The organism is Haloplanus sp. HW8-1, assembly GCF_023703795.1.
In the GTDB taxonomy this organism is placed as follows: Archaea; Halobacteriota; Halobacteria; order Halobacteriales; family Haloferacaceae; genus Haloplanus; species Haloplanus pelagicus.
This window is the reverse complement of the sequence record NZ_CP098518.1, coordinates 914,520-936,797: the sequence shown is the minus strand read 5'-3', so window position 1 is coordinate 936,797 and position 22,278 is coordinate 914,520. Positions and strand designations below refer to the sequence as shown.

Annotated in this window: 21 protein-coding genes; 8 read left to right on the top strand and 13 right to left on the bottom strand. The window is 67.1% G+C overall.

From position 1 onward, the window contains the following. The first annotated feature begins 65 nt into the window (after window positions 1-65). Window positions 66-1,244: an NAD(P)/FAD-dependent oxidoreductase gene (locus tag NBT82_RS05020; RefSeq protein ID WP_251330478.1), complete on the top strand. Its 1,179-nt coding sequence runs from the start codon at window positions 66-68 to the stop codon at window positions 1,242-1,244. A gap of 92 nt (window positions 1,245-1,336) precedes the next feature. Here NBT82_RS05020 and NBT82_RS05015 read toward each other — a convergent pair whose 3' ends face one another. Beyond that, a complete protein-coding gene (locus NBT82_RS05015) occupies window positions 1,337-1,870 on the bottom strand; it encodes an Rrf2 family transcriptional regulator (protein WP_251330477.1) in 534 nt (177 codons plus the stop codon). Window positions 1,871-1,990: 120 nt separating this feature from the next. Between NBT82_RS05015 and NBT82_RS05010 the strand changes: the two genes are divergently transcribed. Then, on the top strand, window positions 1,991-2,938 hold the full coding sequence (locus tag NBT82_RS05010) for an NAD-dependent epimerase/dehydratase family protein (RefSeq protein ID WP_251330476.1): 948 nt from the start codon (window positions 1,991-1,993) through the stop codon (window positions 2,936-2,938). A 121-nt stretch (window positions 2,939-3,059) separates the two neighbouring features. After that, the gene (locus NBT82_RS05005; protein WP_251330475.1) at window positions 3,060-3,341 is read left to right on the top strand and encodes a hypothetical protein; all 282 of its coding nucleotides are present in this window, start codon (window positions 3,060-3,062) and stop codon (window positions 3,339-3,341) included. Here NBT82_RS05005 and gyrA read toward each other — a convergent pair. After that, window positions 3,338-5,785 (bottom strand): DNA gyrase subunit A, encoded by a 2,448-nt coding sequence (gene gyrA / locus NBT82_RS05000; protein ID WP_251330474.1) that lies wholly within the window; start codon window positions 5,783-5,785, stop codon window positions 3,338-3,340. The genes NBT82_RS05005 and gyrA overlap by 4 nt on opposite strands. After that, entirely contained in the window at window positions 5,782-7,698 is a 1,917-nt protein-coding gene (gyrB, locus tag NBT82_RS04995; protein ID WP_251330473.1) for a DNA topoisomerase (ATP-hydrolyzing) subunit B, read from the bottom strand. The genes gyrA and gyrB overlap by 4 nt, the downstream gene beginning before the upstream one ends. Window positions 7,699-7,954: 256 nt before the next feature. Between gyrB and NBT82_RS04990 the strand changes: the two genes are divergently transcribed. The 3 genes from NBT82_RS04990 to NBT82_RS04980 are packed head-to-tail and all read left to right on the top strand — an operon-like array spanning window position 7,955 to window position 11,973. Then, the gene (locus NBT82_RS04990; RefSeq protein WP_251330472.1) at window positions 7,955-10,357 is read left to right on the top strand and encodes a DNA topoisomerase VI subunit B; all 2,403 of its coding nucleotides are present in this window, start codon (window positions 7,955-7,957) and stop codon (window positions 10,355-10,357) included. Window position 10,358: 1 nt separating this feature from the next. Continuing rightward, the gene (locus NBT82_RS04985; RefSeq protein ID WP_251330471.1) at window positions 10,359-11,447 is read left to right on the top strand and encodes a DNA topoisomerase IV subunit A; all 1,089 of its coding nucleotides are present in this window, start codon (window positions 10,359-10,361) and stop codon (window positions 11,445-11,447) included. A 40-nt stretch (window positions 11,448-11,487) separates the two neighbouring features. Then, window positions 11,488-11,973, top strand: coding sequence for a hypothetical protein (locus NBT82_RS04980; RefSeq protein ID WP_251330470.1), 486 nt, complete (start codon window positions 11,488-11,490; stop codon window positions 11,971-11,973). Here the strand turns inward: NBT82_RS04980 and NBT82_RS04975 are convergent. Both NBT82_RS04975 and ligA read right to left on the bottom strand, forming a co-directional pair. Further along, complete coding sequence (locus NBT82_RS04975; protein ID WP_251330469.1) at window positions 11,970-12,734, bottom strand: MBL fold metallo-hydrolase; 765 nt, start codon at window positions 12,732-12,734, stop codon at window positions 11,970-11,972. The two genes, NBT82_RS04980 and NBT82_RS04975, sit on opposite strands and share 4 nt — an antisense overlap. A gap of 39 nt (window positions 12,735-12,773) precedes the next feature. After that, on the bottom strand, window positions 12,774-14,435 hold the full coding sequence (gene ligA / locus NBT82_RS04970; RefSeq protein ID WP_251330468.1) for an ATP-dependent DNA ligase LigA: 1,662 nt from the start codon (window positions 14,433-14,435) through the stop codon (window positions 12,774-12,776). A 92-nt stretch (window positions 14,436-14,527) separates the two neighbouring features. Between ligA and NBT82_RS04965 the strand changes: the two genes are divergently transcribed. Continuing rightward, the gene (locus NBT82_RS04965) at window positions 14,528-16,090 is read left to right on the top strand and encodes a glutamate-cysteine ligase family protein (RefSeq protein WP_251330467.1); all 1,563 of its coding nucleotides are present in this window, start codon (window positions 14,528-14,530) and stop codon (window positions 16,088-16,090) included. Window positions 16,091-16,132: 42 nt separating this feature from the next. On the opposite strand, the gene psmB is transcribed toward NBT82_RS04965, so the two are convergent. After that, complete coding sequence (gene psmB, locus NBT82_RS04960) at window positions 16,133-16,870, bottom strand: archaeal proteasome endopeptidase complex subunit beta (protein WP_251330466.1); 738 nt, start codon at window positions 16,868-16,870, stop codon at window positions 16,133-16,135. Window positions 16,871-16,918: 48 nt separating this feature from the next. Next, window positions 16,919-17,086, bottom strand: coding sequence for a hypothetical protein (locus tag NBT82_RS04955; protein WP_251330465.1), 168 nt, complete (start codon window positions 17,084-17,086; stop codon window positions 16,919-16,921). A gap of 250 nt (window positions 17,087-17,336) precedes the next feature. On the opposite strand from NBT82_RS04955, the gene NBT82_RS04950 reads away from it, so the two are divergent. Continuing rightward, the gene (locus tag NBT82_RS04950) at window positions 17,337-17,771 is read left to right on the top strand and encodes a DUF5799 family protein (protein ID WP_251330464.1); all 435 of its coding nucleotides are present in this window, start codon (window positions 17,337-17,339) and stop codon (window positions 17,769-17,771) included. Here the strand turns inward: NBT82_RS04950 and NBT82_RS04945 are convergent. Genes NBT82_RS04945 through ilvC form a run of 6 tightly spaced genes read right to left on the bottom strand, consistent with a single transcriptional unit; the run spans window position 17,768 to window position 22,277 of the window. Further along, window positions 17,768-17,917: a DUF7557 family protein gene (locus NBT82_RS04945; RefSeq protein WP_251330463.1), complete on the bottom strand. Its 150-nt coding sequence runs from the start codon at window positions 17,915-17,917 to the stop codon at window positions 17,768-17,770. The genes NBT82_RS04950 and NBT82_RS04945 overlap by 4 nt on opposite strands. Before the next feature lie 25 nt (window positions 17,918-17,942). Then, the gene (locus NBT82_RS04940) at window positions 17,943-18,929 is read right to left on the bottom strand and encodes an isocitrate/isopropylmalate family dehydrogenase (protein WP_251330462.1); all 987 of its coding nucleotides are present in this window, start codon (window positions 18,927-18,929) and stop codon (window positions 17,943-17,945) included. Beyond that, on the bottom strand, window positions 18,926-19,516 hold the full coding sequence (locus NBT82_RS04935; protein ID WP_251331351.1) for a 3-isopropylmalate dehydratase small subunit: 591 nt from the start codon (window positions 19,514-19,516) through the stop codon (window positions 18,926-18,928). The genes NBT82_RS04940 and NBT82_RS04935 overlap by 4 nt, the downstream gene beginning before the upstream one ends. A 53-nt stretch (window positions 19,517-19,569) precedes the next feature. After that, window positions 19,570-20,988: a 3-isopropylmalate dehydratase large subunit gene (leuC, locus tag NBT82_RS04930; protein WP_251330461.1), complete on the bottom strand. Its 1,419-nt coding sequence runs from the start codon at window positions 20,986-20,988 to the stop codon at window positions 19,570-19,572. Next, window positions 20,981-21,241: a DUF7989 family protein gene (locus NBT82_RS04925; protein ID WP_251330460.1), complete on the bottom strand. Its 261-nt coding sequence runs from the start codon at window positions 21,239-21,241 to the stop codon at window positions 20,981-20,983. The genes leuC and NBT82_RS04925 overlap by 8 nt, the downstream gene beginning before the upstream one ends. Next, window positions 21,234-22,277 carry a ketol-acid reductoisomerase gene (gene ilvC / locus NBT82_RS04920; RefSeq protein WP_251330459.1) on the bottom strand — a complete coding sequence of 348 codons (1,044 nt, stop codon included), beginning with the start codon at window positions 22,275-22,277 and terminating at the stop codon, window positions 21,234-21,236. The genes NBT82_RS04925 and ilvC overlap by 8 nt, the downstream gene beginning before the upstream one ends. Between the last annotated feature and the right edge of the window lies 1 nt (window position 22,278).

The window sequence follows — 22,278 nt, the reverse complement described above, 5'->3', positions numbered from 1 at the left end:
GGCGGTTCGCACTCCCCCGCGGCGGTTTCAACACCCCTATAACGGATGGATTCCGACTGGCGAGTATGACCTCTCAGGTCGTCGTTCTCGGGTCCGGGTACGCCGGTGCCGGTGCCGTCACTCGCTTCGAAGAAGTAGCGGACGGTAGCGCCGAACTGACCTGGATCTCCGAGCACGACTATCATCTCGTTCTCCACGAGGCCCACCGCGTGATCCGCGATACGAGCGTCGCCTCCAAGATCTCCATTCCCGTCGACGAGATCAAATCTCCGGAGACGACCTTCCGGCAGGGGCACGTCACGGGTATCGACGTCGACGAACGGGAGATTCACCTGCAAGACGACGAACCGGTTCCCTACGACTATCTGCTCGTCGCCCTCGGGAGTCGCACGGCGTTCTACGGCATCGAGGGACTGAAAGAACACTCCCGCACGCTCAAGAGCCTCGACGACGCCCGGGAAGTCCATCGCGACGTGGCCGACGCGGCCGCCGACGCCACCCGCTCCGACCCCGCACAGGTGGTCGTCGGCGGGGCCGGTCTCTCCGGTATCCAGTCGGCAGGCGAGATCGCCGCCTACCGGGACGAACACCGCGCGCCGATCGACGTGACCCTCGTCGAAGGGCTCGACGAGGTGTTCCCGGGCAACGATCCCGAACTCCAGGGGGCTCTCCGCAAGCGCCTCGAAGCCGCCGGCATCGACATCATGTGCGGCGAGTTCGTCTCGAAAGTCGACGAAGAGACGATTTACGTGGGCGGCGGCGAGGAAGCGGATCCGACCGAACTCGACTACGACGTGTTCCTCTGGACCGGCGGCATCACCGGCCAGGACGAGATCGCCGACGCCGAGATCGACAAGGACGACCGGAGCAACCGGGTATACGCCGATCGCGACTTCCAGACGAGCGACGAGCGGGTATTCGCCATCGGTGATACGGCCCTCGTCGAGCAGGGCCCCGAGGAGTTCGCCCCACCGACGGCACAGGCCGCCTGGCAGGCCGCCGAGGTCGCCGGCGAGAACCTCGTTCGCGCCGCCAAGGGGCAGTCGCTCCGGACGTGGACTCACGACGACAAGGGGACGCTCGTCTCCGTTGGCGACGAGGCGGTCGCCCACGGCGTCGATCTCCTCCCGGTCAACACCTTCGGCGGCATCGGCGCCGAACTGCTGAAGAAGGCGGTCGCCGCGCGCTGGATCGCCGACGTCTCCTCCGTCGGCCGGGCCATCGACGCCTGGTCGGACATGTAGGCAGGGCGGATCGGCTCCTCGTGGCCGTTCCCGAACGTACGTATTCGACCGGTTCGGAAGGCGAGTGGCCGCCTCGGACGGCCGCGACCGGGCTAGTGTTCCGGCTGTTCCGCGGGTGCTCGCATGTCGTCGATGCGTAGGATCAGGATGTTTTCGGTGTCGTCCTTGCCGTCCACCGTCCCGTCGATGACGAGTTTCGAGAGCGGGGTGGGGCCGACACGAACCTCGTCACCCTCGTGGAACTCACGGACGGAACCCTGGACGTGAATCTCCGCGCGACAGAGGTCGGGGTGGTGAACCGACGAGAGGTCGATCTCGCCCACGTTCGCGGTGTCGACGGGCTCACCGTTGTGGAGCAGCGGGACGGCCGCGGGTTCGTCCATCTGGTCCACGTCGAGGGCCTCGTAGGCGTTGGCCGTCGGCTTGTACCCGCCCTTCGGTCCCGGTACACCCTCGACGAGTTGGAGGGCCTTCAGGCTCTGCATCTGGTTGCGAATGGTGCCGGGGTTTCGGTCGACTTCCTCGGCGATGTCCTCGCCTTTGACCGCGTCCTCGGTTTCGCGATGGAGGTTGATCAGGGCCGTGAGGATCGTCCTCTGGCTCGACGTCAGTTCGATTGATGACATGCCTCCGAGTTGGTGACTCGCGTTATTAAATTCGAGGGATGTGGAAAAACCGGCCCCGCTCCGGGCTCCCCGTCGCGATGAAAGCGATACGGCTTTGGATCTGTCGGGATTTCCCCCGGTATGAACGGAAAGCGAGTCCTCGTCACGGGCGGTGCGGGATTCATCGGATCGAACCTGGCCAATCGCCTCGCGACCGACAACGAGGTCATCGCCCTCGACGACTGCCATCTCGGGACGCCGGAGAACCTCGACGGTGTCGACGAGAACGGCGACTCGACCGGCGAGGGCGGCGTCGAGTTCGTCGACGGGAGCGTCCTCGACGACGACCTGCCCACCGACGTCGACGTCGTCTTCCACCTCGCGGCGTACTCCTCGTATACGATGGTCGAGGAGAACAAACGCGAGGCCACCCGCGTCAACGTCGAGGGGTTCGTCAACACGGTCGAACAGGCCCGCGAGGACGGCTGTGACACCGTGGTCTACGCGACCACCTCCTCGATTTACGGCTCCCGGACCGAACCCTCGCCCGAGGACATGCCGGTCGAGGCCCGCACCTGCTACGAGGCGTCGAAACTCGCGCGGGAGCGCTACGGCGAGTACTTCGGCCACCACTACGACATGACCCTCGCCGGCCTGCGCTTTTTCTCGGTGTACCAGGGCTACGGCGGCGCCGAGGAACACAAAGGCGAGTACGCCAACACGATCGCACAGTTCGCCGACGCCATCGCCAACGGCGAGGCGCCGGTGCTGTTCGGCGATGGCTCCCAGACCCGGGATTTCACCCACGTCGACGACGTGGTCCGGGCCATCGAACTCGCCGCCGACCACGAGTTGCAGGGCATCTACAACGTCGGCACCGGCGAGAGCTACACCTTCAACACGATGGTCGAGATGATCAACGACGAACTCGGGACGGACGTCAACCCCGAGTACGTCGAGAACCCCCTAGAGGTGTACGTCCACGACACCATGGCCGACGCCACCAAGCTCCGGGAGGCAACCGGCTGGGAACCCGAAATCGACTTCGAGGAGGGCGTCGCCCGCGTCTGTGCGCCCTACACGGGCTGACCGACCGCCACGCGACGCTGTGTGCCGGCGGCGGATACGGCCGGGATCACGAGCCGATCCGCGTCCTCGGAGTGTCCACCGCCGACGGAACGAGTCGCCGCAGCGGCGACATGGCCCGCCGGTGATCCGCTCTACTACCCTCCCAGCCACGCTCCGGAACGCCGACTTCGACGTTCGCGACGCCGGCGACCCCTTCGTACCGCGAACAGAGACACGCGATGCCGGCCGCGACGACGCGAATTTCCTCTCGGACATCAGGTCGGTGTCCACCCGAGTCACCGAACGGGTGACGACGAGGGCAGCGGTGCGGTCGCTCGAACTCGTCGAAGTCAATCCGATCCTCGACGACCACAACACGGCGGGCGAACTCGCCGCGAGCGCACTCGACAGACGGATCCGCTAGTCGTCGTCGGTCCGTTCGGCCGGGATCACCGCCACCGACGCGACGGAGTCGCCGGCGTCGAGATCCATCACGATGACGCCCATCGTGTTGCGTCCGACCGTCGAGACGTCCTCGACGGGCGTGCGGATGATCTGGCCCGACTCGCTCATCACGACGAGTTGGTCGCCGGCACCGACGGCGTCGATGGCACAGGTCGGGCCGTTGCGCTCGTCGGTCTTGATGTCGATCAGTCCCTTTCCGTAGCGGGACTGCTGACGGTAGGCGTCGACCGGGCTTCGCTTGCCGTAGCCGTTGTCCGTGACCGAGAGCACCCAGTCGTGGTCGGTCGGGTCGACCGCCGCGAGTCCGACGACGTGGTCCTCGCCGTCCAACTTGATGCCGCCGACGCCGCGGGCGTCCCGGCCCATCGGCCGAACCTCGTCCTCGTCGAAGCGGATGCTCATCCCGCCGGCGGTGGCGACGATCAGGTCGTCGTCACCGGCGGTCAACTCCACGTCGACGAGGGCGTCACCCTCGGCGAGGCGGATGGCCCGGATGCCCGTCGAGAGGATGTTGCCGAACTCCTCGACGGCGGTGCGTTTCACCCGCCCCGCTTTCGTCGCCATGGTGAGATAGCGCCCCGCCCCTTCCTCCAGGTTCTCGCAGTCGACGACGGCCTCGATCTCCTCGCCGTCGTCGAGATCGAGCAGGTTCACCGCCGACTTGCCTCGAGCCGTCCGGCTCATCTCGGGTATCTGGTAGGCCTTGAGCTTGTACACCTGCCCCCGATTGGTGAAACAGAGCAAGTAGTCGTGGGTGTTCGCGAGAAAGACCGAGGAGATCCGGTCGTCTTCCTTCAGATCGGCTCCGATGATCCCCTTCCCGCCCCGATGCTGGGGTTCGAACGCCGACAGCGACATGCGCTTGATGTAGTCGTCCTCGCTGACGACGACGAGGGTGTCCTCCTGCGGGATGAGGTCCTCGTCGGTCACCTCGCCCTCGTCCTCGATGATCCGGGTCCGGCGCTCGTCGGCGTACTCGGCTTTGATCTCCCGGAGTTCCTCCTCGATGACACCGAGGAGTTCGTCCTCGTCGCGCAGGATCTCCTCCAGGCGCTCGATGCGGGCCTGCACCTCCTCGTACTCCGTCTCGATCTCCGCCGTCTCCATCGAGGTGAGGCTGCCGAGTTGCATCGCGACGATGTGGTCGACCTGGTCGTCGGTGAAGTCGAAGGCGGCTTTCAGCGCCGCCTTCGCGCCGTCGCGGTCCTCGGCGTCCTGGATGAGTTCGACCACTTCGTCGGCGTTCTCCAGTGCCGTCAACCGGCCCTCGAGGATGTGCGCGCGGTCCTCGGCCTCTGCGAGGTCGTACTCGCTACGACGGCGGACGACCTCACGTCGGTGATCGAGGTAGACCGACAGCGTCTCCTTGAGATCGAGCACCCTGGGCTGGCCGTCGACCAGCGCGAGGTTGATGACGCCGAACGTGGTTTCGAGATGGGATTCGAGCAACTGGTTTCGAACCACGTCCGGGTTGGCCCCCCGCTTGAGTTCGATGACGATACGGATGCCGTCGCGATCCGACTCGTCGCGCAGATCGCGGATGCCGTCCAGTTTCCCCTCGTTCACGTCGTCGGCGATGCGCTCGATCAGGCGCGCCTTGTTCGACTGGTAGGGGAGTTCCGTGACGACGATGCGGTCCTCGTCGGCCTCCAGTTCGGCGCGGACACGGAGGCGACCGCGACCAGTCTTGTAGGCCTTATATATGGCGTTGCGGCCGACGATGTTCGCACCCGTCGGGAAGTCGGGGGCCACGACGTGGTCCATCAGGTCCTCGACGGTGCAGTCGGGGTTCCGGATGAGGTGGATCGTCGCGTCGATCACCTCGCCGAGGTTGTGCGGCGGAACGTTCGTCGACATCCCGACGGCGATGCCTGAAGAGCCGTTGACCAGTAGATTGGGGAACGCCGCCGGCAACACGTCGGGTTCCTGCTTGCGGCCGTCGTAGTTGGGGGAGAAATCGACGGTGTCCTTCCCGAGGTCCGCGAGCAGTTCCTCGGCGATGGGCGACATGCGTGCCTCGGTGTATCGCATGGCTGCCGGCGGGTCGCCGTCGATGGAGCCGAAGTTTCCCTGGCCGTCGACGAGCGGGGCCCGCATCGAGAACCCCTGGGCCATCCGGGCCAGCGCGTCGTAGATGGCGGAGTCGCCGTGCGGATGGAAATCCCCCATCGTGTCGCCGACCACGGAGGAGGACTTGCGGTGGGAAGCACGGGCGGTGACCCCGGCCTCGTGCATGGCATAGAGGATGCGCCGGTGGACGGGCTTGAGGCCGTCGCGAGCGTCGGGGAGCGCCCGCCCCGCGATGACGGACATCGCGTAGTCGATGTAAGACTGCTCCATCTCCTGTTCGATGCGGGCGGTGTCGACCCGTGCGGCCGGGACGTCCGGAGCGTCCGAACTCATATGTCCACCCACTCCGCGTCGGTCGCGTGCTCTTTGATGAACTGTTTGCGCGGCTCGACCGCGTCACCCATCAGGATCGAGAACATGCGGTCGGCGGCCGCCGCGTCCTCCAACGTGATACGCTTCAGAATCCGGTTTTCGGGGTTCATCGTCGTGTCCCAGAGCTGATCGGGGTTCATTTCACCCAGTCCCTTGAACCGCTGTACTTGATCCGGGTTGCCGTTGCACCGTTCCTCGACGATCCGGTCGCGTTCGGCCTCGTTCATCGCGTCGTAAGTCTCGCCGCGATAGCGGACGCGGTAGAGCGGCGGTTGGGCGGCGTAGACGTACCCCCGTTCCAGCAGCGGCTTCATGTGTCGGTACAGCAGCGTCAACAGCAGGGTTCGGATGTGTGCGCCGTCCACGTCGGCGTCGGTCATGAGGATGATGCGGTGGTAGCGAGCGTCCTCGATGTCGAACTCCTCGCCGATGCCCGTCCCGATGGCGGTGATCAGGGCCCGAATTTCGTCGTTCTCCAGGATACGGTCGAGGCGGTGTCGCTCGACGTTGAGGATCTTCCCCTTCAGCGGGAGGATGGCCTGGAACTTCCGATCTCGGCCCTGCTTGGCGCTCCCGCCCGCGCTGTCGCCCTCGACGACGAACAGTTCGGACTCGGCCGGATCCTTCGACTGGCAGTCGGCGAGTTTGCCGGGGAGCGCCGTCGACTCCAGGGCGCTCTTGCGACGGGTGAGTTCCTCGGCCTTCTTGGCCGCCTTCCGGGCTTTCGCCGCCTCGACGGCCTTGCCGACGATCGCCTGCGCGGTTGTCGGGTGTTCCTCGAAGTACGTCCCGATCTGCTGGTGGACGGCACTCTCGACGATGCCCCGGACCTCGCTGTTGCCGAGTTTGGTCTTGGTCTGTCCCTCGAACTGCGGATCGGGATGTTTGACCGAGATGACGGCGGTCAACCCCTCGCGGACGTCCTCTCCCTTGAGAGTGCCGTCGAGATCGCCGAGCAACCCCTCGCTCGTGGCGTAGTCGTTGACGACGCGCGTGAGCGCGGTTTTGAACCCCGTCAGGTGGGTGCCGCCCTCGCGGGTGTTGATGTTGTTGGCGAAGGCGTGGATCGATCCCTGCAACTCGTCGGTCGCCTGCATCGCCACTTCGACGGAGATATCCCGTGTCTCGTCGTCGAAGTAGATCACGTCGTCGTGGAGGGCGGTCTTGGTCTCGTTGAGATACTCCACGAACTCCCGAATGCCACCCTCGTAACGGAAGGCGACCGACTCGCCGTCGCGGTCGTCGTCGAGTCCGATCTCGACACCGGAGTTGAGGAAGGCGAGTTCGCGAAGCCGCGTCGACAGGGTGTCGAAGGAGAAGTCGATACCCTCGAAGATGTCGGTATCCGGCCAGAAGCGGACGGTCGTCCCCGTCCCCTCGTCCGGTTCGAGGTCGCGGACGCGTTCGAACGCGTCCGCGACCGGCTCGCCGCGCTCGAAGCGGTGCCGCCAGAGGGCGCCGTCGCGTTTGATCTCTACCTCCAGTTCCGACGAGAGGGCGTTGACCACGCTGACGCCGACACCGTGGAGCCCACCCGAGACCTGGTAGGACTTGTTGTCGAACTTGCCGCCGGCGTGGAGGACGGTCATGATGACCTCCACGGCCGGTCGATCGTACTGCTCGTGTGTGTCGACGGGGATGCCGCGCCCGTTGTCCGAGACACTCACCGACCCGTCGTCGTGGACGGTTACCTGGATGGCGTCGCAGTAGCCCGCCAGCGCTTCGTCGATGGCGTTGTCGACGACTTCGTAGACGAGATGATGAAGGCCACGGTCGTCCGTCGATCCGACGTACATCGCCGGGCGCTTCCGGACGGCCTGGAGTCCCTCCAAGACCTGTATCTGCCCGGCTCCGTACTCTTGTTCGTCAGCCATAGAACCTACACACCCTAAACGACCCCACCTCTTAAACGCTCGCACGCGTGCGCGCGTCCACAATTACGATTCCTCCAAACCGAACTTGCGGTGGGATATCGACAAGTGGAGTTCGTCGTTTGCCGCCGATGCCGGCCCTCGACCGCGACGTTCGGGGCCTCGGGCCGAGCGAGAACGCTCGGGCGCACGCCCACCGGTTCACTTTCACCGCGCTGGCGGTGGCCTTTTAAACGTCGTCCCGGTACGAACCCCACGGATGACATCGTTCCAGTCGACGCTCGGCGAGGACGGGGGGATCGCCGAGGAGCTGGCCGAGAACCAGCGGGCCATCTCCATCGCCGAGTTCTTCGAAAAGAACAAGCACATGCTCGGGTTCGACTCCGGGGCCAGGGGGCTGGTGACGGCGGTCAAGGAGGCTGTCGACAACGCCCTCGACGCCACGGAGGAGGCGGGCATCGCACCCGACATCTACGTCGAAATCACCGAGGTGGGCGACTACTACCGGCTCGTCGTCGAGGACAACGGACCGGGAATCACCAAAGAACAGCTCCCCCGGGTCTTCGGGAAGTTGCTCTATGGCTCCCGGTTTCACAGCCGAGAGCAGACTCGCGGTCAGCAGGGGATCGGCATCTCCGCAGCGGTCCTTTACTCACAGCTCACCTCGGGCAAGCCCGCGAAGATCACCAGCCGAACGCAGGGGAGCGCGGAGGCGGAGTACTTCGAACTCGTCATCGATACGGACGACAACGAACCGGAGATCAGAGCCGAGGAGACCACTTCTTGGGATCGCCCGCACGGCACGCGGATCGAACTGGAGATGGAAGCGAACATGCGGGCGCGCACCCAACTTCACGACTACGTCAAACACACGGCGGTCGTCAACCCACACGCCCGGGTCGAACTCCGCGAACCCGGCCTAGACGAGCCCCTGAAGTTCGAGCGGGGTACCGATCGGTTGCCCGCCGAGACCGAGGAGATCCGTCCCCACCCCCACGGCGTCGAACTCGGCACGCTCCTGAAGATGCTCGAGGCCACGGAGTCGTACTCACTCTCCGGGTTCCTTCAGGGAGAGTTCACCCGCGTCGGCGGGAAAACCTCGACCAAGGTGTGTGATCGCTTCCGCGACCGGCACTTCGGCCGCGAGATGGCGTGGACGACGCCGAGCCCGCACGACGCGGCGGACGTCGAGGACGCCGTCGTCGACGCTGTCGCCAACAAGAGCGCCGAGGCGACCGACCGGTTCGCCGAGCGGGTCGCGGAGACGGCCGGCGACCGCGAGCGGATCGCTCACCACGAACTCGTCGAAATCGTCGACACCCACGCCGACACGGCGGAGGCGGAGTTCGACGAGACGTTCGGCGACACGGTCCGGGGGAACGCCGTCGACGCGGCGTGGGCCGAACTCACGCGGTCGGATCTGCTGACTGCCTCGCTGTACGACCGCGTCGACGACGCGACCAGCACCCGGAAGGACGACGCGACGATCCGGGGACTGGCCGAGCGTCTCGCCGACAAGTTCGCCGAGGCCGACGACCCCCGCCACCGGGCGACGCGGGACGACCTCGTCGCGTACGTCGATCGTTCGGCAAACCGGGTCGAGGAGGCCGAGGACGTCACCCTCGGCGACACCGCCCGCGGGAACGTCGTCGAGGCGTGCTGGGCGGTCATGCGAACGGTTCCGGACGACCTGCCGAACGTGAAGACGGTGGCCGGCGACCGCGACACCGCCTCGGAACTGCTCGACGCGATGCGGAAGACGGACATCCTCGCACCGCCGACGGACTGTCTCTCGCCGATCACAGCCGACCTCGTGGAGGCCGGCCTGCGCAAGGAGTTCGACGCCGACTTCTTCGCGGCGGCGAGTCGCGACGCCGAGGTCCACGGTGGCGATCCCTTCATCGTGGAGGCTGGCATCGCCTACGGCGGCGATCTGGAGGACGGCGGCTCGGCGGACGTGATGCGTTTCGCCAATCGCGTGCCCCTCGTCTACCAGCGCGGGGCGTGTGCCATCACGGACGTCGTAAAGGAGATCGGCTGGCGCAACTACGGCCTAGATCAACCCGGCGGTCGGGGACTGCCCTCCGGACCCGCCGTCCTGATGATCCACGTCGCCTCGACGAACGTCCCCTTCACCAGCGAGTCGAAGGACGCGGTGGCCAACGTCCCCGAGATCGAAGACGAGATCGAACTCGCCATTCGCGAAGCGGCCCGGGACCTGAAGTCCTATCTCAATCGCCGGCGGTCGCTGGAGAAACGGCGGCGCAAGCAGGAGGTGCTGGGACGCATTCTGCCGGAGATGGCCGACAAACTCTCCGAGGTGACCGGCCGCGAGCGTCCGAACATCGACGGGGCCTTGGGACGGATCATGAACAACCTCATCGTCGAGCGGACCGTCGAGGAGGGAACGGTGACGCTCGCGGTGCGAAACCACTCGGAGCGAAAGGAGACGCCCGAACTGACGGACATCGTCTCGACAGAGCCGACCGCGGTGAGCGACGGTGCGTCGGTGGTCGACGTCGACGGCGAGTGGTTCGTGCAGTGGTCCCCGTCGGTGTCGGCGGGCGAAACGGCCGAACTCACCTACGCGGTGGGCGAGGAGGCGACCTTCGACGTAGACGTCGAGGGTGTCGAAGACGAGAAACTCACGGTGAACGCCTGAAATGAGCTCGCAGGACGAACGCGCACGACGACAGTTGATCGACCTCGCGGCGGAGTTCTACGATCAGTTCGACCGGGGAGAGGTGCCCGAGATGACCCTCCCCACCCGAACGAAGAGCAACATCGAGTACGACGAGGACAGCGGCGTGTGGGTCTACGGCGACCGCACGTCGACGCGGTCGGCCAACTCGGTCCGGGGGGCCCGCAAACTCCTCAAGGCCACCTACACCATCGACTTCCTCGCCCGACAACTGGCGGAGGGGCGCTCCTCGACGCTGCGTGAACTCTACTACCTCTCCGAGTCGTGGGACGCCGACGAGGCCGCCTTCTCGGATCAGGACGAGTCCAACCAGCTGATCGAGGACCTCGAAATCGTCTCGGAGGTGACTCGCGAGGACTTCCACATGCGCCCGGAGGAGTCGGGAGCGACGCTGATGGGGCCACTGGAGTTGCGCGAGCAGACCCGTCGGGGCGAACGCGAGATCCACTGCCAGCAGGACGTCGGCGAGGGTGGCTACCAGATCCCCAACAACCCCGACACCATCGACTTCCTGGACCACGACGTCGAGTTCATCCTCTGTGTCGAGACCGGCGGCATGCGTGACCGCCTCGTCGAGAACGGATTCGACACCGACCACGACGCCCTGATCGTCCACCTGAAGGGACAGCCGGCGCGGGCGACCCGCCGGATCACCAAACGGCTCCACGACGAACTCGAATTGCCCGTCGTGGTCTTCACCGACGGCGACCCCTGGTCGTATCGCATCTACGGGTCCGTCGCCTACGGCTCGATCAAGAGCGCCCACCTCTCGGAGTATCTCGCGACGCCCGAGGCGGAGTTCGTCGGCATTCAGCCCGAGGACATCGTCGAGTACGACCTGCCGACCGACCCGCTCGCGGATTCGGACGTGAACGCACTGGAGTCGGAACTGGAGGACCCCCGCTTCACCACCGACTACTGGACAGAACAGATCGAGCTTCAGCTAGATATCGGGAAGAAGGCCGAACAGCAGGCGCTGGCCTCGCGGGGACTGGATTTCGTCACCGACGAGTACCTCCCGACGCGTCTCTCCGAGATGGGACTCCTATAGGTTCGTTCACAGTTATCCCGATCCATGTCGTACCGGGCATATGGCGTTCGACACCGACTGCGGCCGCCTCCGTCACCTGCCCGAGACGCCGATCCGGGCACTCAGACGGTCGTTCTGGTGGGTCCGGAAGACGTTTTTCTCGAAGCCCAAACCCGAGAACCCGGCCGTCGTCGTGGAGATGGACGAACCCGAAGCGGAGGCGTTCCTCGGCGAACGCTTCTTCGAGCCGGGATGGGAAATATCGTATCACTACCACAACGAGATCCTGAACGTGCGGCGGGTCCGGTACGTCGGCGACCACCCCGCCGGGATGGAGTGGTGGCAGACCCACGTGCGGGGGTACGACCACCCCGAGGGGATAGAACTCACCGCCCACGTCGAACCGGAACCCGCCGAACACCCCGACGCCCATCTCGGCGGCGAGTACGTCGACGTGGCGCGGGGTAACGCCACGCTGGTCGACCTGCTGGACGACGGAGGCGTCTCCTTTCGGCGGATCGGCAACTGGCCCGAAGCGACCGCCTAGTCCCACCCCTCGTCAAGGACGACTGGCACACCACGCCCGGCGACGTCGGCGGCAAAGGCCCCCGAGTCGGCTCCGAGGAACGCCTGCGTGTCGTAGTGGATCGGGAGGACCAGTTCCGGACCGAGGCGCTCGGCCAGCGCGGCCGCCTCGCGGCGGTCCATACAGACCGATCCCGAGATGTTCGCGAGGAACAAGGTCACGTCGAGCGTGTCGTGGACCGGCAGGGCGTCGGTGTCGCCGGGCCAGAGGATCGATACACCGTCGACGACGAACCGGTAGCCGACGCCGAACCCCTCGGGGTGAGTGACCGATCCGTCCGGGTTCGCCCGCGGACCGTCGGGGTCGTTGTACGCCGGGACGCTCCGGACCGGAACGCCGGCGGCCTCGATGGCCTCGTCCTCGGCGATCCGACGCAGATCGTACCCCTCCTCGGCGGCGAGCGTCTCGGGTGACGGCGGCCGCCCGGCACGCTTGGCGTCGACGCCCTCGTAGACGACGAGCGTGGCGTCCGACGCCGCCACGCGCCGGATCCCGTCCGGATCGTAGTGGTGGTCGTGGGTGACGAGGATCAGGTCGCCGTCGCGGGCGTCGTAGGCGGGGCCGGCGGGGTGGCGCGTGTCGAGCCCCGTGGGCGGTTCCCAGTCGCCGGTCAACACGCCGTACCGACCGGGGTCGGTGTAGACGGTCGTCTCGCCGTCGGCGACGCGGGCGGTCGCATAGCCGAGCCAGCGCACGCGGAGGTCGCGGTGCCTGATGGTCATGGGCGTTCTACGCCCGGACGGGTCAAAAACGAGGGGTCGTCAGTCCGCCACCAACCGCTCGATCCGGCTCAGCGCGTCGGCGTCCTCGGGCCCCTTGTCCTCACGGACGGCGACGAACCGCGGGAACCGGAGCGCGTACCCCGAGCCGTACGTGGGCGACGCCTGGATCTCCTCGTATCCCACCTCGAAGACGACCGACGGAGTGAGACTCACCTCCGTCCCGTCCTGCCGGCGGATCAGCGGCTCCAGACGCTCGCTCAGGTCGGCCAGCCGTTCGTCCGAGATGCCCGTCGCGACCTTGCCGATGGTCGCGAAGTCGTCGCCGCCCGCCCGGTCGTCGCGCGCCGACAGCAGGAAGGTTCCGAGGTGGTTCGCCCGGCGGCCCTCACCCCACTCCGCACCCGTGACCACCAGATCCAGCGTCTCCACGTCGGGCTTTCGCTTCAGCCAGTTCCGCCCCCGCTTGCCCGGCGTGTACGTCGCGTCCGGGTTCTTGAGCATGACGCCCTCGTGGCCGGCGTCGAGTGCGTCGGCCTCGCGGTCAGCGATCTCGTCGGGATCGTCGGTGACCGAGAGCGGCGAGACGGCGCTCGGAAGCGTCTCCTCCAGGCGCTCGCGCCGCTCGTGGAGGGGCGCGTCGAGTAGGTCCGTCCCGTCGACGTGCAGGCAGTCGAACGCGCGCAGTTCGACGGCCACCTCCTCGCGCATCCGCGCCACGTCGTGTTTGCGCCGAAACCGGCGGAGTACCTCCTGGAAGGGGAGCGGATCGCCCGACACGTCGACGGCGAGGGCCTCGCCGTCGATGATGGCTGGCACGTCCACCGCGTCCGCGACGAACTCGACGATTTCGGGGAGAGCGTCGGTCACGTCGGCCATGTTCCGGGAGTAGACGGCCGTCTCGCCGCCGGGGTCGTGGTGGACCTGCACCCGCGCGCCGTCGTATTTGGTCTCGACGGCGACGGCGTCCCAAGCCTCGACGGCGTCGGCGGCCGTCCCCGCCTGTGCGAGCATGGCACGCACCGGTCGGCCGACCGAGAGGTCGACCGCGTCGAGGCCCGGTCGCCCCTCGTCGCGGGCGCGGACCGCCACCGCCCCGTAGTCGTTCGTCACCTGGAGCGCCCGCTCGACGGCGTCGACGGGGACGTCGAACGCCTCGGCGATGGCGTCCCTGACGGTCCCCTCGCCGACGCCGATCCGCATCTCGGAGAGAACGAGCCGTGCCAGATACCGGGCTGGGACCGGGTCGGCACGGTTGAACAACCCGAACAGCGCGTCGACCTTGCGGTCCTGGCTCCCCGAGCCGTGGGCCGCGGCCAGCGAGCGGAGGCGGTCGTGCACCTCGACGACGGTGAGCGGGTCGGGATCCGTTTCGCCGAACGCGGCGAGGCCACGCTGGCCACCCGTATCGAGCGATTCGGCGACGGCACCGATCTCTCCCGCCTCGGCCAGCGCCTCGGCCACGTCGTCGGCAGTGACGTTCGGCCCGGCAGCGCGGGCAAGCGCCTCGTGACAGCGGCTCGGTCCCACGTCGAGGGTCGTCGAGTCCCAAGCGGGGACGATCCGGCCGAGCAGGAGTCGGACGACGACGGGGAGATCCGTCCCTGCCTCGTCGAGCAGCGCCGCGACCAGCGACGTGACCTCGAGGTCCGCCGGTTCGGTCTCGATGTCGTCGACGCGGTCCGCGAAGTCGGCGAAGTCCATCGGTTCGGGATCCGTCCCCGGGGTGGTTAAGCCCGACGGGTTCGCCCCTTGGAGTCACGGGATTCAAGGAGATGTGTCGTGCAGGGGAGGGTATGAACGGTGACCTGGCGGCGCGAGTGCGGGACGTACTCGACGTGGACGTCTCGGAGTTTCGCGCGCAGGCACAGGCGGACGCGGAGGTGGTCAAGGCCGAACTCAAAGACGGGACGTTCGACAACCACCGCTCCATCGTCGGGCTGGAGTACGAGTTCTACGCCGTCGCCGACGGCCGGTGGCGACGGGACGGCGACAACGACGACGCGGGGTCGGAACTCGTCCGCGTCCCGCGCCGACTGCTCGAACTAATCCGCTTCGAGAAGGAACTCGGCCTGCACAACGCCGAGTTGACGACCAGTCCCCAGCCGCTGAACACCGAGGGACTCAGGGCACAGGCGGCAGGTGTCCGCTCGCATCTCTCCTCGGCGCTGCAGACGACACGGATCGAGGGGATGCGCCTCGTCAGCGACGGTATCTGGACCATCCCGCCGTCGGGCGAGACGGCGGGGCGATATCTGACCGACAGTATCTCCGATGGAGGGGTACGCATCGCGACGAACATGACCGACGCCGTGCGGTATCACGCCATGGCCAACGGGCCGAACGCGCCGACGCCGTTTGCGATCGACGCGCCACACGTCACCCTCGAAGCCGACACCGTGATGCCCGAGAGCCTCATCACGTCGATCCAGCCCCACTATCAGGTGCCCCACGCCTCCGACCTGCCGACCTACCACAACTACGCCCTGCGGGTCGCCGGACCGCTGTTGGCCCTCGGAGCCAACTCTCCGTTTTTCCCACCGGACCTCTACGACGAGGGTGTCGATCCGGCCACGGTCGTCGCGGACGCCCGGGCGGAGAACCGTGTCCACGTCTTCGAGGCCGTCCTCAACACCGACGACGCGGAGAAGGTGCGCTTTCCCCGGGATCTGGACACCGTCGAGGAGGCCGTCGACCGCGTCGCCAACGACCCCACGGTCGTCCCAATGCCCGTCGAGGGTGGCGATCGGTTCGACGACAAGTTCGCGACGCTCCGCCGAAAACACGGGACGTTCTGGCGGTGGGTGCGGCCGGTGTTCGACGGCGCCGATCGGTCCTCGGCCAACGCCCGCATCGAGTTCCGTCCCATCGCCGCCCAGCCGACCGTCAGTGACTCCATCGCCTTCCTGGCGACCTTCGCCGGCCTGATGGAGAGCCTCCCGCGGCACGAACACCCGGTCATCGCTCAAGACTGGGCGGTCGCCGAGGAGAACTTCTACCGTGCAGCGCGCTACGGGGCCGCGAGCGAGCAACGCTGGATCACCAACGACGGCCAGGAGACGACCGACCCCGCCGTCGTTTACGACGACCTCCTCTCTCACGCGGTCGAGGGGCTTCGGTCAGCGGGCTGTTCGACCGAAACCGCCGAGTCCTACGTCGCACCCCTACGGGAACGGGTCGAGCGGGGTATCACACCCGCGCGCTGGAAACGGGACCGGGTGCGTGCCCGCGTCGACGATGGTGAGTCACTGGAGACGGCCATCCCCGCGATGCAGCGGTCCTACGTGACGAACCAGACGGAGACGCTGCTCGATGGGTCCTTCGTCGACTGGCTGGACGAAACGGAATCGGAATCCTGAACCACCGGACGGACGGGAGACGCGGCCTAGACTGACGGCCGCTTACAGCAGCGACTCGAAGTCCTTGTGTTTCGTGATCTCGACGCCCTCGTCGGTGACGACGGCGACGTTGATGCCGTTGCCGGAGGCCAGGTCGCGCTCCACCGCGCTCTGGATGGCGTGAGCGGCGACGGACTTCGCCTCCTCGACCGAGAGCCCCTCGTCGTACTCCTGTTCGAGGACACCGAGGGCGTACTGGCTGCCGGACCCGGAAACAGCGTAGTCCTCCTCCATCATCCCGCCGAGCGGATCGAGGCTGTAGACGTGTGTGCCGTCCTCGTCGACGCCGCCGAGGAGGGGCGAGACGATGAAGAACGCACCCGAACGCAGGAAGTTACTCGTGAGCGTCGACAGCGCTTCCATGCTCATGTCCTTCCCGCGCCGGGTCTCGTAGAGGCTCGTCTCGGAGCGAAGCGAGCGGATAAGCGACTGGGCAGCCGACACCGATCCCGCGATGGTGAGCGCCGCGTTGGGGTGGATCTGTTCGACCTTCTGGACGTCCTTGCTGGAGACCATCCGACCCGCGCTCGCGCGCATGTCGGTCGCCATCACGACGCCGTGTTCCGTCGAGAGGCCGACGGTCGTCGTGCCGGTTTTCATCTCCTTGTCCTCGTCGTCGGCCGCGGCGAGGCGCTCGTCGGTGTTCGTGAACTCGCCGATCTCCGGGCCAAACACCGGCCGGTCGCCACCGTCGAGACGCTCCTGTGTCCGTGAGAAATCCTGATTCGTCGGGGTACGCATCACCTGCCCTTGCGGGGGCGCGCTGATAAATGCAACCCTTCCCGACGCTCACCCGGCGTCTTCGTAGGCACGTCCTGCCACCGCCACCAGGTCACCGAGAGGGACTGAGACCCCCAGCCGTCCGGCCAGCAGGGCCAGCGGCATCAACAGGAGGCCGGCAACGAGTATTGCCTGGTAGACGGCGAACACGCCAGCGCGATACAGTGTGTCGAGCATCTGTGTAGCCGTCCCTGGCGGAGTCGGTGTATATAAGCTTTCTTGCTCGGGAGCACCGACCATCCCGCTCCCGTCCGTCGGTTTTGCTCGTGCCGTCCCGAGACGGTCGTCGCGTCCTCGGTCCCCGGAAATCGGGGTATCCGGGGGATGCGGTATCCCCGTCCCACGCGTAAGTTATGCGGATAATCCGGGCCTCGTACGCGCGACGGCGTGGGAAACCCTGATACGTCGTCTCATCGTACCCCACAGTATGTCGAACTGGACCGACAGGATCGTCAGGGACCGGATGGCCGTCGACCAGGAGTTCAACGGGCGCGTCCAGGCCTCGGAGTTCACGAACCAGGAGTGGGGGTTGATCATGACCGCAGTCGAGTTCGAGATCGAACATCCGGAGGACCCGGAGCGGGCACGGATCGTCCCCGACACCGAGAACCTGCCACAGATGATGCCCGAACTGGAGAAGGTACAGCAAGGGATGGGACCCGGCGGCGGCCCGGAAAAAAACGGCGGCAGCGGTGTCCTCGACGCCGTCCGCGGCGCCCTGGGGTTCGGCGACGACGACGAACAGCAGCGACTCGACGCCGCCGAGCGACTCGTCGACGAGTACGCTACACAGTTACAGCGCCGCCTCGAAAAACAGGACAAGTGGGCGGACGTGCGCGACGCCTACCGCGACGAGAACTAAACCTCGTCACCGCTGTGAAACAGCGTGAGTTCTTCGGCCTCGTAGATGTTGATGAGTTCGGTGACGATTTCGTCGTACTCCTCGTCTTCCTGCCGGAGGCTGTCGAGTCGGGCGACGGTCTCGTCGTCGAGGTGGATCTGTGGCATACGTCGAGAAAGGGTTCGCAGCCTCTTAATCTTCGGGAAGCCGGTCGACGACCGCCGCAGCGACCGTCTCCGTGGTAGCCGTCCCGCCGAGGTCCGGCGTTCGCGGGCCGTCCGCGAGCGTCGCTTCGACGGCGGCCCGTACGTCGGCCGCCGCCCCGTCGCGGTCGAGGAACTCGAGGAGCATCGCGGCCGAGAGGATGGTCGCCGTGGGGTTGGCGATTCCCTCGCCCGCGATGTCCGGCGCACAGCCGTGGACCGGTTCGAAGATGCCCCGCTCCGAGCCGACGTTCGCGCTCGGGAGCAGGCCGAGGCCGCCGACCAGCCCCGCAGCCAGATCCGAGAGCATATCGCCCGCCAGGTTCGGACAGACGATCACGTCGTACTCTTCCGGGTCCATCGCGAGGTGGGTCGCCATCGCGTCCATGTACTCGTCGTCGACGTCGACGCCGCGGTCGGCCGCCACCTCCCGGACGGTGTCGACGAACACCCCGTCGGTGACGCGCATCACGTTGTTCTTGTGAGCGACGGTGATGCCGTCGGCGTCGCTGCCCGTGACGTAGTCACAGGCGAACTGGGCGAGCCGTCGGGACGCGGTCCGTGTCACCAGCCGTGTCAGCGTCGAGACGTCCTCGGAGAGGCGATTCTCGATGCCCGCGTACACGCCCTCGGTGTTCTCCCGCAGGATCACCAGATCCGTCGCCGGTTGGACGGCGTCGACGCCCGGATAGGTCCGCGCCGGGCGCACGTTGACGAAGGAGTCGACCGCCTCCCGGAGCGGAAGGATCACGTCCGCCGAGGTCTCGCCGGTCGCGCCGAACAGCGTCGCGTCGGCGTCCGTGACGGCGGCGCGCGTCTCCTCGGGCAGGGGCGTCCCCCGCTCCGCGGCGACCGCGTCGCCCGCCTCGACGTGGACGTACTCGAAGTCCGCCACCGCGTCGAGCACCCGCAGGGCCGCGGGGACGACCTCCTGACCGATCCCGTCCCCCGGGATCACGGCGATGGTCTCGGTCATCGGGAGTCGACGTACGGCAGGTCGGCCGCCGTCGTGTCGACGGCATCCATGTTCGACCGGAGCAGGGCGACCGTATCCCAGATCCCCTGCACCAGCGCCCCGCGCATCGCCTCGGGGATGTCGACGTCGACGGTCGTGCCGTCGTAGGTAACCGTCTCGTCGACGACGTCGAGTTCGATGCCCGCCTTGGGGTTCTCCTCGATGAAGTCCTGTAACTCCGTGACCGTCTCCGCGTCCGTCGTCGCCGCCGGGATGCCGAGCGACTTGCAGTTGTCGGCGAAGATCTCCGCGAACGACTCGCCGACGATGGCCTCGACCCCCCAACGGGCGAGCGCCCGCGGGGCGTGCTCCCGGGAGGATCCACAGCCGAAGTTGTCGTTGACGACGAGCAGGTTCGCCCCCCGGTACTCGTTGAAGGGGTGGTCGTTGAGTTCGCCCTCGTCGTCGCGCCGCGCGTCGTAGAACGCGTACTCGTCGAGGCCCTCCCAGGTCGTCGTCTTCAGGAAGCGGGCCGGGATGATCTGGTCGGTGTCGATATCGTCCCCACGGAGGGGAACGCCGGTGCCCGCCACGCGGCGCACTTTCATCTCATCGACGCCGACGCCGTCGTCCCGGGGGCTCGTCGATCCCTCGTCGTCGCTCATGCGCCCACCTCCATGTCGCGTACGTCCGTGACCTCACCCTTGACGGCGGCGGCGGCGACCATCGCCGGACTCATCAGTACGGTCCGGCCGTCTTTGCTCCCCTGTCGACCCACGTAGTTGCGGTTCGACGAGGAAGCACACCGCTCGTCGCCCTCGAGGGAGTCGTCGTTCATCGCCAGACACATCGAACAGCCGGCCTCGCGCCAGTCGAAGCCTGCCGCGCGGAAGACGTCGTCGACGCCCTCCGCTTCCAGCGTCGACTTCACCGTCTGTGACCCGGGCACCGCGAGCGCGCGCACCTCGTCGTGGACCTCGCGGCCCTCCAGTACGGCGGCGGCCTCGCGGAAGTCGCTCGCGCGGCCGTTCGTACACGTGCCGAGGAACGCGACGTCGATGTCGTAGCCGGCCATCGGCTCGCCCGGTGTGACGCCCGTGTGGTCCTGGGCGGTCCGGGCGGCCTCGCGTTCGCCCTCGGGCAGGTCCGCGGGCGCCGGCACCGGATCGGAGACCCCGACGGCCTGTCCGGGGTTCGTCCCCCAAGTGACCATCGGCTCCAACCCGTCGGCGTCCAGGTGGACCACGTCGTCGTACTCGGCGTCAGCGTCGCTCGCGACCGACTCCCAGTACGCCTTGCGCTCCTCGAAGGCGCCCCCCTCGGGGGCGAACTCGCGGCCACGCAGGAACTCGTAGGTGGTCTCGTCGGGGTTGATGTAGCCCGCGCGGGCGCCACCCTCGATGGACATGTTACAGACCGCGAGCCGTTCCTCCATCGAGAGGTCACGCACCGCCTCGCCGCCGTACTCGTAGACGTAGCCGACGCCACCATCGACGCCGAGTTCGGCGATGATCTTCAGGATCAGGTCCTTCGAGTGGACGCCCGGACCGAGCGTCCCGTCGACCTCGATCCGTCGAACCTCGGCCTTGTCGGCGGCGATACACTGCGAGGCAAGGACGTCCCGAACCTGGCTCGTCCCGATGCCGAAGGCGATGGCACCGAAGGCGCCGTGGGTGGCGGTGTGGGAGTCGCCACAGACCACGGTCATCCCCGGCTGGGTCAGGCCCAGTTCGGGTGCGACGACGTGGGTGATCCCCTGTTTCTCGGAGTCGAGGCCGTAGAACTGGATCCCCGTCTCCGACGTGTTGCGCTCCAGCGCCGTGAGCATGCCCTCGGCGGACTCGTCGGCCAGCGGTCGCTCACGGCCCTCGGGCCGCGTCGGGACGATGTGGTCGACCGTCGCGACGTTGCGCTCCGGGTACGGCACCTCGATTCCCCGCTCGCGCAGTTCCGAGAACGGTTGTGGACTCGTCACCTCGTGGATGAGATGCAGGCCGATGAACAGTTGGTCCTGCCCGTTGGGCAGGTCCGCTACCTTGTGTCGGTCCCACACCTTGTCGTAGAGTGTGCCCTCACTCATCGGTCCGGGTCGGTTCGTTCCGATCGCCGGCCGCGTCGCCGCGCGACCAGACGTCGTTCGTGCCGTCGCCGTGTGGCGGCGCGTGCGATACGTCCCGCATGCGGTCCGCGGACGCGGACGTTTCGTCGGAGGCACCCTCATCGCCCCCGTCGGCGACCGCCGGGCGGTCGTCGGCCGGTCCACGGCGATGTGTCTCCGCGGGGGCGTCGCCCGCGTCCGGCGTCGTGTCAGCCTCGTCCATGCGGTCAGTCATCGGCCGGGGCCTCTGCCTCCTCGGCGGACTCCTCGTCCGCCCAGGAGAACAGCGCGCGCAGGCGAGCGCCGACGTCCTCGATCTCGTGGTTCCGGTCGGCACGGTGCAGCTGGGTGTAGGACGGGCGCCCCGCCTGGTTCTCGGCGATCCACTCGCGAGCGAACTCGCCGTTCTGGACCTGTTCCAGCGCTTCGTCCATGTTCTCGCGGACACCCTCGCCGACGATCTCGGGGCCGACGGCGAGGCCGCCGTACTCGGCAGTGTCGGAGACCGAGTTCCACATCCCCGACATGCCGCCCTCGTACATCAGGTCGACGATCAGTTTCAGTTCGTTGAGACACTCGAAGTACGCCATCTCGGGGCTGTAGCCCGCGTCGACCAGCGTCTCGTAGCCCTTCTTGATCAGCGAGGTGACGCCGCCACAGAGGATGGCCTGTTCGCCGAACAGGTCGGTCTCGACTTCCTCTTGGAACGTCGTCTCGACGACGCCGGCGCGGGTGCAGCCGATGGCCTGGGCGTACGCCAGCGCCTCCTCTTTCGCCTCGCCCGTCGTGTTCTGGTAGAGGGCGAGCAGCGCCGGAGTCCCCGTGTTCTCGACGTAGTTCCGTCGCAGGAGGTGACCCGGCGTCTTGGGGGCGATCATCGTCACGTCGACGCCCTCGGGCGGCTGGATCTGATTGTAGTGGATGTTGAAGCCGTGGGCGAACTGGAGGGTGTCGCCGGTCTCCATCCCGTCGCTGATGGCCTCGAACACCGCCGGCTGGACGGTGTCGGGGACGAGCATGGAGACGATGTCCGCCTCGGCGGCGGCGTCGTCCGGCGTCGCCACGCGCAGGCCGTCGTTCTCTGCCTGTGCCCACGAGTCCGAGGACTTCCGGAGGCCGACGACCACGTCGACCCCGCTGTCCGAGAGGTTCTGGGCGTGGGCGTGCCCCTGACTGCCGTAGCCGAGAACGGCCACGGTCTTGCCGTCGATTGCGTCGCGGTTCGCGTCGTCGTCGTAGTACACTGGGACGGTGAATTCGGTTTCGCTCATG

What these genes read in the sequence shown, in the direction of transcription:
- NBT82_RS05020 (WP_251330478.1), top strand. Translation starts at nt 66, where the DNA reads ATGACCTCTCAGGTCGTCGTTCTCGGGTCCGGGTACGCCGGTGCCGGT.
- NBT82_RS05015 (WP_251330477.1), bottom strand. Translation starts at nt 1,870, where the DNA reads ATGTCATCAATCGAACTGACGTCGAGCCAGAGGACGATCCTCACGGCC.
- NBT82_RS05010 (WP_251330476.1), top strand. Translation starts at nt 1,991, where the DNA reads ATGAACGGAAAGCGAGTCCTCGTCACGGGCGGTGCGGGATTCATCGGA.
- gyrA (WP_251330474.1), bottom strand. Translation starts at nt 5,785, where the DNA reads ATGAGTTCGGACGCTCCGGACGTCCCGGCCGCACGGGTCGACACCGCC.
- gyrB (WP_251330473.1), bottom strand. Translation starts at nt 7,698, where the DNA reads ATGGCTGACGAACAAGAGTACGGAGCCGGGCAGATACAGGTCTTGGAG.
- NBT82_RS04990 (WP_251330472.1), top strand. Translation starts at nt 7,955, where the DNA reads ATGACATCGTTCCAGTCGACGCTCGGCGAGGACGGGGGGATCGCCGAG.
- NBT82_RS04985 (WP_251330471.1), top strand. Translation starts at nt 10,359, where the DNA reads ATGAGCTCGCAGGACGAACGCGCACGACGACAGTTGATCGACCTCGCG.
- NBT82_RS04980 (WP_251330470.1), top strand. Translation starts at nt 11,488, where the DNA reads ATGGCGTTCGACACCGACTGCGGCCGCCTCCGTCACCTGCCCGAGACG.
- NBT82_RS04975 (WP_251330469.1), bottom strand. Translation starts at nt 12,734, where the DNA reads ATGACCATCAGGCACCGCGACCTCCGCGTGCGCTGGCTCGGCTATGCG.
- ligA (WP_251330468.1), bottom strand. Translation starts at nt 14,435, where the DNA reads ATGGACTTCGCCGACTTCGCGGACCGCGTCGACGACATCGAGACCGAA.
- NBT82_RS04965 (WP_251330467.1), top strand. Translation starts at nt 14,528, where the DNA reads ATGAACGGTGACCTGGCGGCGCGAGTGCGGGACGTACTCGACGTGGAC.
- psmB (WP_251330466.1), bottom strand. Translation starts at nt 16,870, where the DNA reads ATGCGTACCCCGACGAATCAGGATTTCTCACGGACACAGGAGCGTCTC.
- NBT82_RS04955 (WP_251330465.1), bottom strand. Translation starts at nt 17,086, where the DNA reads ATGCTCGACACACTGTATCGCGCTGGCGTGTTCGCCGTCTACCAGGCA.
- NBT82_RS04950 (WP_251330464.1), top strand. Translation starts at nt 17,337, where the DNA reads ATGTCGAACTGGACCGACAGGATCGTCAGGGACCGGATGGCCGTCGAC.
- NBT82_RS04945 (WP_251330463.1), bottom strand. Translation starts at nt 17,917, where the DNA reads ATGCCACAGATCCACCTCGACGACGAGACCGTCGCCCGACTCGACAGC.
- NBT82_RS04940 (WP_251330462.1), bottom strand. Translation starts at nt 18,929, where the DNA reads ATGACCGAGACCATCGCCGTGATCCCGGGGGACGGGATCGGTCAGGAG.
- NBT82_RS04935 (WP_251331351.1), bottom strand. Translation starts at nt 19,516, where the DNA reads ATGAAAGTGCGCCGCGTGGCGGGCACCGGCGTTCCCCTCCGTGGGGAC.
- leuC (WP_251330461.1), bottom strand. Translation starts at nt 20,988, where the DNA reads ATGAGTGAGGGCACACTCTACGACAAGGTGTGGGACCGACACAAGGTA.
- NBT82_RS04925 (WP_251330460.1), bottom strand. Translation starts at nt 21,241, where the DNA reads ATGACTGACCGCATGGACGAGGCTGACACGACGCCGGACGCGGGCGAC.
- ilvC (WP_251330459.1), bottom strand. Translation starts at nt 22,277, where the DNA reads ATGAGCGAAACCGAATTCACCGTCCCAGTGTACTACGACGACGACGCG.